The organism is Brachybacterium sp., from assembly GCF_036379615.1.
In the GTDB taxonomy this organism is placed as follows: domain Bacteria; phylum Actinomycetota; class Actinomycetes; order Actinomycetales; family Dermabacteraceae; genus Brachybacterium.
This window is the reverse complement of record NZ_DASVGJ010000001.1, coordinates 1-8472: the sequence shown is the minus strand read 5'-3', so window position 1 is coordinate 8472 and position 8472 is coordinate 1. Positions and strand designations below refer to the sequence as shown.

The following is an 8472-nucleotide window of genomic DNA, read 5'->3' as shown; positions in this document are numbered from 1 at the left end:
GGGCGACCGCAGGCGGCCAGGACGGCGAGGGTGCCGGCGGCGCCCAGGCCGGTGAAGGCGCGGCGGGTGAGGCGGGGTGAGGGGTTCATCAGGACTCCTTCGTCGGGGATCAGCGGGGGTCGGTGGGGCTCGCGCGGTGCTCGCGCGGGCGGCGGGTCGGTCGGAAGGTCGGGCAGTGGATCACGCAGCGACGCAGCCGCAGGAGGCGCGCAGCACGAGGGAGGAGCCGACGGTGCAGGGCTCCTGCGGGGCCGCGCCGTCGATGCGGGCCGCGAGCCGACGCGCGGCGAGCGCGCCGAGCTCGGCGACCTCCTGGCGCACGGTGGTCAGGCCCGGGGTGAGGTAGCGGGCGGTGACGGTGTCGTCCCAGCCGGTGACGGCGAGGTCCTCGGGCACGTCGATGCCCGCAGCGGAGAGATGGGAGACGATCGCGAGGGCGAGCTCGTCGTTGCCGCACACGAGCGCATCGAGGCCTGCGATCCCGTTCTCGTCGGCGCTCTCGGGAGCGTGGGTGGCGAGCAGCTGCTCGGCGACCTCGCGCCCGGCCGACTCGACCGGGTCGACGTCGAAGCGCCGCTGCGGTTCCAGCCCGGCCGCCTCGAGGGCGTCGAGGTGGCCGCGATGGCGGCGGCCGATGTCCGAGCCCGTCTCGGGGCGGCCCACGAAGCCGATGCGTCGCCGGCCGTGGTCGATGAGGTGCTCGGTGAGCTGTCGGGCGGCGTGGCGGTTCTCGGCGTAGAAGGCGTCGACGCCGGGGATCTCCCCCCGCGCAACGCTGACCGTCGGCCGCAGCTCGGAGACCTGCTCGACGAGCGCGTCGTCCGCGCCGCCGCGCGCCATGAAGGCGACGCCGTCGACCCGGCCGAGCAGATCGATCACCGCATCGTGGCGACGTTCCTGCGGCCCCGCGAGCACGAGGACCACCGAGAGTCCGAGCTCCGAGGCCGCGACCTCGAAGCCGACCAGGAGCTCGGCGTAGTAGGGGCCGGCGATGTGCGGGAGCACCACGCCGAGGGCCTTGCTGCGGCGGACGGCGAGGGCCCGGGCGGCGGCCGCCGGGACGTAGCGCAGTTCGCGGGCGGCCTCGAGGACGGCGTCGCGGGTGCGCAGGGCGACTTTCGAGGGGTCCCCGAAGGTGCGGCTCACGGTCGCGATCGACACCCCGGCGCGCTCGGCCACCTGGTAGATGGTCGGCACCGACACGGAGTCCCCATTCACCATCATCGCGTCCTCCTGCTCGTCCTCGAGTGCTGGAGCTGCCGCGTCGCCGTGGCTGTGCGTCAGGGCGGTGCGTCGGGGCCTCCGGGATGGAAGCGCTTACAGCTCGACGACGAGTGTATGCGCTTACATCTTGTCGCGCAAGCATCAGCGGGCGCGGCCCGGATGCGGGAACGCCGTCGGGGAGCCGGGGGCAGGGCCGACCGGGCGGGGACGTCAGCCGGGGAAGCGGAGGTCGATCGCGTCGCCGTGCGCGGGCAGCCCCTCGGCGCGAGCCAGCGTGGTCGCGGCGCTGCGGGCGCCCGCGAGCGCGTCCCGGTCGTAGTGGACGACGTGGATGCCGCGCAGGAAGGTCTGCACGCCGAGGCCGCCCGTGAAGCGCGAGGTACCGCCGGTGGGCAGGACGTGGTTCGACCCCGCGGCGTAGTCACCGAGGCTGACCGGGCTGTGGGGGCCCACGAAGACGGCTCCGGCGTTGGTGACGCGCGCGGCGATCCCGGCCGCATCGGCCGTCTGGATCTCGAGGTGCTCCGCGCCATAGGCGTCGACGACGGCGAGACCCCGCTCGAGGTCGTCGACGAGCACCACGCCGCTCTGAGGACCGCGCAGCGCCTCGTCGATGCGTTCGCGGTGCAGTGCCTGCGGCACCTGCGCGACGAGCTGCGCCTCGACCGCCTCTGCCAGCTCCGGGGAGTCGGTGACCAGCACGCTCGCCGCCATCGGATCGTGCTCGGCCTGGGAGATCAGATCCGCGGCGACGAACCCGGGATCGGCGTCGGCGTCGGCGAGGATCGCGATCTCGGTGGGCCCGGCCTCGGCGTCGATCCCCACCGTCCCCCGGACGAGCCGCTTGGCAGCGACGACGTAGACGTTCCCGGGCCCGGTGACCAGGTCCACGCCCTCCAGCGCGGCGCCGTCGCCGAGGTCCTCGGCCCCGTGGGCCAGCAGGGCGATGGCCTGCGCTCCTCCAGCGGCGAGCACCTCGGTGACGCCGAGCAGCGCGCAGGCGGCGAGGATCGTGGGGTGCGGCAGGCCGCCGAACTCCTTCTGCGGCGGGGAGGCGAGCACGATCTGCTCGACGCCGGCGACCTGGGCGGGCACCACGTTCATCACCACGGAGCTGGGCAGCACGGCCCGGCCGCCGGGGACGTACAGGCCCACCCGTCGCACCGGGACCCAGCGCTGGGTGACGGTGCCGCCGGGCACCACCTGCACCGTCTCCTCGGGACGCGACTGCGCGGTGTCGACGGCACGCACCCGGGCGGCGGACTCCTCGAGCGCGGCGCGGATCTCCGGATCCAGTTCGTCCAGAGCGCGCTGGAGCTCCTCCTGCGGGACCCGCAGATGCTCCGGCCGGATCCCGTCGAAGCGCTCGGAGGCGTCGAGCACTGCGGCGGCGCCGCGGGCGGCGACGTCCTCGACCACCGGGCGCACGGCCACGGCAGCGGCGTCCACATCCAGTTCGGCGCGGGGCAGGACCGCGACGAGCTCGGCGGCGCTCAGGGTGCGCGAGCGCAGATCGGTGACGGCGAGGAACGGGGTGGGAGCGGGCATGGGGTCAGTCTAGAAGCCGACCGACCATTCGGACCTCCTCGGCCGTGGAGTGGTCCTCCCAGGCGATCCCGGGAGGCCACTCCCCCGTCTCCTGTTCGACAGTGGTCATCCGCCGGCCTGCGACGAGCAGGAGGCGCCCGCGCGGGCGCAGGTGTCGGACCGCCTCGCGGTTCCAGGCCGTCCGCGCCTCGGCGTCGGGGAGCCGGAACCAGATCGAGGCCACGACGTCGAAGTGATCGTTCCGGGCCAGCGGCCATGGCTGTGCGGCGAGATCCGCGGTCACCGCGGTGTACTCCACCTCGGCCTGCGCCGCCCGGCGGCGCGCGTCCCGCGTGGCGGTCGGGGAGATGTCGAGGCCGACGACCCGATGGCCCCTCTGTGCGAGGGCGACGCCGTGGCGGCCGTAGCCGTCGCCGGGACACAGGATCCGTGAGCCGCAGCCGAACACCTCCGCGAAGGAGTCCTCGTCCATCATCTGCTGCACGAAGGCGTTGGGCCTCTCCCCGAAGGGCCTGCCGTACCTCGCGTAGCGCTCCTCCCAGTCCACCCGATCCCCCCTCCTGGTGCCGTCCACCGTACGTGCGCCTCGCCGGAGATGTCCCGGGCGCTCGGAATGACGACCCTTCCGGCTAGTCTCGTCCTCGTGCTCGTCGCCTTCCTCCTCACCCTCGTCGCCGGTGCCGCGACCAGCATCGGTGCCGCGCTCGGGGTGCTCGGTCGCGGCACGAGCCCGAAGATGCTGGCCGGGGGCCTGGGGCTCTCCGCCGGGGTGATGCTCTACGTGTCCTTCGTCGAGCTGATGCCCGAGGGCGCGCTGGTGCTCTCCGGCGGGGAGGAGGTCAGCGCCAGCGGCGGTGCCTATGCGGTCCTGTCCTTCTTCGCCGGCATCGCCCTCATCGCGGTGCTGGACCGCCTGGTGCCCGAGGCGGTCAGCCCCCACGAGTTCTCGGGCCGCATGGACGGCAGCCACGGTCGCGCCGAGGTGCGCGAGCCCGATGAGCAGGCCGCGGACCGTGCGCTGCGCGCCCGACTGCTGCGCACCGGAGCAGTGACCGCCGCAGCCCTTGCGCTGCACAACGTCCCCGAGGGCTTCGCGACCTTCGTCGCCGCACTGCAGGCGCCCGAGATCGCGATCCCGGTCGTCGCGGCGATCGCCCTCCACAACATCCCCGAGGGGCTCGCCGTCGCGGTCCCCGTGCGCCGCGCGACCGGTTCGCGCTCGAAGGCGTTCTGGCTCGCCTCGATGACCGGTCTCGCCGAGCCGGTCGGTGCGGTGCTCGGCTACCTCCTGCTCGCCCCGCTGCTCAGCGGGGATGCGATGGGGGCGATCCTGGCGGGGGTGGCAGGGGTGATGGTGTTCGTCTCGCTCGACGAGCTGCTGCCGGCGGCGGAGGAGACAGGAGAGCACCACACGGTGATCTACTCCCTCATCGCCGGGATGGCGATCATGGCGCTGACCCTGATCGTGCTGTGACCTCGCCAGCCCTCTCCCCTCGCGCAGCGGACGCCGCGAGCGGGAGCACGGTCCCCGTCCCTCTCCGGTACGTTCTTCCCAGACACGCGCACGGCGGCATGGGCGGCCGTGCGGCCAGTGTCGCTGCAGGGGCAGCGACAGGGGCGCTGGCAGAGGCACGGCCAGTGGCAGGGTCAGGGCGAGGAAGGGGACGACGCACGGGATCATGAACGATCGACGAGCAGCATCAGGCGTGCGCCTCCGCGGCCGCGCGATGGCCGGGCTCTGCCTCGTCTCGCTGACGCTCGCGCTCGGTGCCTGCGATGCACTCGGCGGCGAGGATCCCGCGAGCTCCCCTCCGAGCCCCACCGCCGCGCCGCCGATGGACCCGGAGTCCGTCGCGAGCAGCGCGAGCACCCCGGTGGACCCGTCCTGGCTGTGCCGTCCCGGCGAGGAGGAGCCGCCGGTGCGCTCCACCGAGCCCGGAGTGCTGACCCCCGAGGTGGTGAGCGCCGAGGGCAGCACCATCACGGTCTCCGGGGCGCTGGACCTCGGTGAGGACGCCACCTACCGGGGGTTCGTCCCCGAGGGCGTGCTCCTGCCCGCCCACCCGGAGAATCGCGGCGCCCCTGCGCCGGGATACGACGTCGAGCTCGGGCAGGAAGGAGCTCCGGTTCCGCCGATGGTCGTGCGCGAACGGGTCGAGATCACCGGCGAGGGTGAGGCGCCGTCGGCCGCCACGGCGCGTCTGACCCTCGGCACCTGTGACGATGCGCCGCTGCCGGAGGGCCAATTCCTGCTCCGGCTCAGCGGCGGCGGGGTCGACGGTCCCGGGCGCGGCGACGACGACGCCGGCTGGAGCGCGAGCGGGGACGTGCTGGTCGACGTCGTGGACGGCGAGCTGCGCGCCGTGCCCGGGGTCGCCACCGCGCCCTCCGGGGAGGCTCCTGCGGACCTCTCCCCCCTTCACTGCCGCGCCTCCCTCGAGCCGCTCGGGGACGGGAACGGCATGACGGTGACGGTCGAGGACCCGACCACGCGCGTCTCCACGAGCTTCGACGAGGACGAGCTCGGCTCCTCGGTGACCGCGCAGGTCACAGCCACCTCGCCGGATCTCGGCACCGTGGCGCTGCTCCAGGGCATCGTCATCACGAACCCCTCGACCGGCACCGTCGTGGCCGGGGCCCGCAACACCCCCACCATCCCGCTGCAGTGGATGGGCGAGGACGGGGCGACCCGCGCCGAGAGGACCTGGACCACGCACGGGGCCTGCGGCACCGACTCCCTCTCCCCCGGCGACTACCAGGCTCAGGCCTTCGCGGCCACCGTCGACGAAGAGGGCGACACGCAGCTCGTGCTCTCGGATCCCTGGGCCCTCGAGGTCGTCGAGGCAGAACCCGACTCCTGACCTCGCCGTCAGGCACGAGGATGCTCCGCGCACCTTCGCAACTCCGCACCTCCGCACCTCCGCACCTTTCGCATCTCCCCCGTCCGCCGCCGCTCACTGGCCGGGGACGCGGGAGGTGCTTCTCACGTACCGTGGTGCTGTCCGCATCGACCGGGTGGGTCCGCGCCCGAACGTCGATTAGTCTTGACGTCAAGACAAATGCCGCACCGACCCGAGGGAGCCCCGCGACACATGGCGCGCATCATCTACACCCACACCGACGAGGCACCGATGCTGGCGACCGCATCGTTCCTGCCGATCCTCGACGCCTTCTCCGACACCGCCGGCATCGAGGTCACCACCCGTGACATCTCCCTGGCCGGCCGCATCGTCGCGGCCTTCTCGGACCTGCTCCCCGAGGATCAGCGGGAAGCGGACGCCCTTGCCGAACTGGGCGAGCTGGCCACCACGCCCGAGGCCAACATCATCAAGCTGCCCAACATCTCCGCCTCGGTGCCGCAGCTGAAGGCCGCCGTGGCCGAGCTGCAGGCGCAGGGCATCGCCCTGCCGGACTACCCCGAGTCCCCCTCCACCGAGGAGGAGAAGGACATCCGCGCCCGCTACAACTCGGTCATGGGCTCGGCCGTCAACCCCGTGCTGCGCGAGGGCAACTCCGACCGCCGCGCCCCCTCCGCGGTGAAGAACTTCGCCAAGGCGCACCCCCATCGCATGGGCGCCTGGAGCGAGGACTCCAAGACCTCGGTCGCGACCATGGCCGCCGACGACTTCCGCGCGAACGAGCAGTCCGTCGTGCTGGAGGCCGAGGACACCCTCTCGATCGTGCACGTCGCCGCGGACGGCACCGAGACCGTGCTGAAGGGCTCCCTGCCGGTGCTCGCCGGCGAGGTCGTGGACTCCACCGTGATGCGCGCCGCGGCGCTGGAGAGCTTCCTGCGCGAGCAGATCGCCGCCGCCAAGGAGCAGGGCGTGCTGTTCTCCCTGCACCTCAAGGCCACGATGATGAAGGTGTCCGACCCGATCCTCTTCGGCCACGCCGTGCGCGCCTTCTTCCCCACCCTGTTCGCCGAGTTCGGCGAGCAGCTGGCCGCCGCGGGGCTGTCCCCGAACAACGGCCTGGGCGGGCTCCTCGCCGGGGTCGAGGACCTCGACTCCACCGTGCGCGACGGCATCAAGGCCGCCATCGACAAGGACCTGGCCGCCGGCCCGGACCTCGCGATGGTGAACTCCCACAAGGGCATCACCAACCTCCACGTCCCCTCCGACGTCATCATCGACGCGTCCATGCCCGCGATGATCCGCACCTCGGGCCACATGTGGAACGAGGACGACGCCGAGCAGGACACCCTCGCGGTGATCCCCGACTCCTCCTACGCCGACGTCTACGCGGTGACCATCGAGGACTGCCAGAAGAACGGCGCCTTCGACCCCACGACCATGGGGACCGTGCCGAACGTGGGCCTCATGGCGCAGAAGGCCGAGGAGTACGGCTCCCACGACAAGACCTTCGAGATCGCGGCCGACGGCCGGGTCGAGGTGCGCGACGCCTCCGGTGCCGCGCTGATGAGTCACGAGGTCTCCGCCGGGGACGTGTTCCGCGCCTGCCAGGCCAAGGACGCCCCGATCCGCGACTGGGTGCAGCTCGCGGTGCGTCGCTCGCGCGAGTCCGGGATGCCGGCGGTGTTCTGGCTGGACGAGTCCCGCGCCCACGACCGCAACCTCATCGCCAAGGTCGAGGCGTACCTCGCCGAGCCGATCGATGGGAAGGGCACCGAGGACCTCGATATCACCATCCTCTCCCCGCGCAAGGCGACCGAGCACACCCTGGAGCGGGTGCGCCGCGGCGAGGACACCATCTCGGTGACCGGCAACGTGCTGCGTGACTACCTCACCGACCTGTTCCCGATCATGGAGCTGGGCACCAGCGCCAAGATGCTTTCCATTGTGCCGTTGATGGCCGGTGGTGGTCTGTTCGAGACCGGTGCCGGCGGCAGCGCGCCCAAGCACGTGCAGCAGTTCCTGGAAGAGAACCACCTGCGCTGGGATTCGCTGGGCGAATTCCTGGCGCTGGCCGCCTCGTTGGAACACCTCGCCAGCCGCTACGACCACGCCGGTGCCAGCGTGCTGGCCAAGACGCTCGACCAGGCCAACGGCAAGTTCCTGGACAGCAACAAGTCGCCCTCGCGCAAGGCCGGAGAGCTGGACAACCGCGGCAGCCACTTCTACCTCACCCTGTACTGGGCGCAGGCGCTGGCCTCGCAGGACAGCCACGCCGAGATGAAGGCGACGTTCGCGCCGCTGGCCAAGGCACTGACCGAGAACGAGGCAACCATCGTCGACGAACTCAACAAGGTGCAGGGCAAGCCGGTGGATATCGACGGCTACTATCGCCCGGACCTCGCCAAGGTGAGCGCGGCGATGCGCCCGAGCAAGACGTTCAACGATGCGCTGGCGGCGTTGAAAACGGGCGCCTGATCGCGGCGTATCGAGGCAAGCAGCACGGGGCATTGCTGCGCCCCGTGTCGCCTGTGGTGACCGGTGAGCGAAGTCCTGAGCAGCGACAAGGTTCGGCCGATACCTCACCGTTCGCCCTGAGCGCAGGTCCGTAGGGCCGGAGTCGAAGGGTGATCGTCTGTGGACACTGCGCAAGCTACGCTCAGTGCGAACGGTCTTTTTTGCTGAGCTTCGTCGCTGATCGGGAGCGAGGTTCCGCGATGGCAGGCAGGCTGGCCATATCCGAGTCATCTGCCCGGCGGGAAAATGAGCCACTTGCCGAAGGAGTGCAATGATGCGCCTGCAAGCCGGAATCCTGCTGTTCGCACTGGGCGTGCTGTCGCCGGCG

Annotated in this window: 6 protein-coding genes; 3 read left to right on the top strand and 3 right to left on the bottom strand. The window is 72.0% G+C overall.

The annotated features are described in order from the left end of the window. Window positions 1-180: 180 nt before the first annotated feature. From VF289_RS00030 to VF289_RS00020, 3 genes are all read right to left on the bottom strand, one after another. Window positions 181-1224: a LacI family DNA-binding transcriptional regulator gene (locus VF289_RS00030; protein WP_330879825.1), complete on the bottom strand. Its 1044-nt coding sequence runs from the start codon at window positions 1222-1224 to the stop codon at window positions 181-183. Window positions 1225-1434: 210 nt separating this feature from the next. Further along, window positions 1435-2772: a histidinol dehydrogenase gene (hisD, locus tag VF289_RS00025; RefSeq protein ID WP_330879823.1), complete on the bottom strand. Its 1338-nt coding sequence runs from the start codon at window positions 2770-2772 to the stop codon at window positions 1435-1437. A gap of 4 nt (window positions 2773-2776) precedes the next feature. Beyond that, window positions 2777-3319, bottom strand: a complete 543-nt coding sequence (locus VF289_RS00020) for a class I SAM-dependent methyltransferase (RefSeq protein WP_330879821.1) — start codon at window positions 3317-3319, stop codon at window positions 2777-2779. 96 nt (window positions 3320-3415) lie between these two features. On the opposite strand from VF289_RS00020, the gene zupT reads away from it, so the two are divergent. From zupT to VF289_RS00005, 3 genes are all read left to right on the top strand, one after another. Then, a complete protein-coding gene (gene zupT, locus VF289_RS00015; protein ID WP_330879819.1) occupies window positions 3416-4246 on the top strand; it encodes a zinc transporter ZupT in 831 nt (276 codons plus the stop codon). A gap of 205 nt (window positions 4247-4451) precedes the next feature. Beyond that, window positions 4452-5633, top strand: coding sequence for a hypothetical protein (locus tag VF289_RS00010; protein WP_330879817.1), 1182 nt, complete (start codon window positions 4452-4454; stop codon window positions 5631-5633). Between the two features lie 231 nt (window positions 5634-5864). Next, window positions 5865-8105: an NADP-dependent isocitrate dehydrogenase gene (locus VF289_RS00005; protein WP_330879816.1), complete on the top strand. Its 2241-nt coding sequence runs from the start codon at window positions 5865-5867 to the stop codon at window positions 8103-8105. Window positions 8106-8472 lie beyond the last annotated feature (367 nt).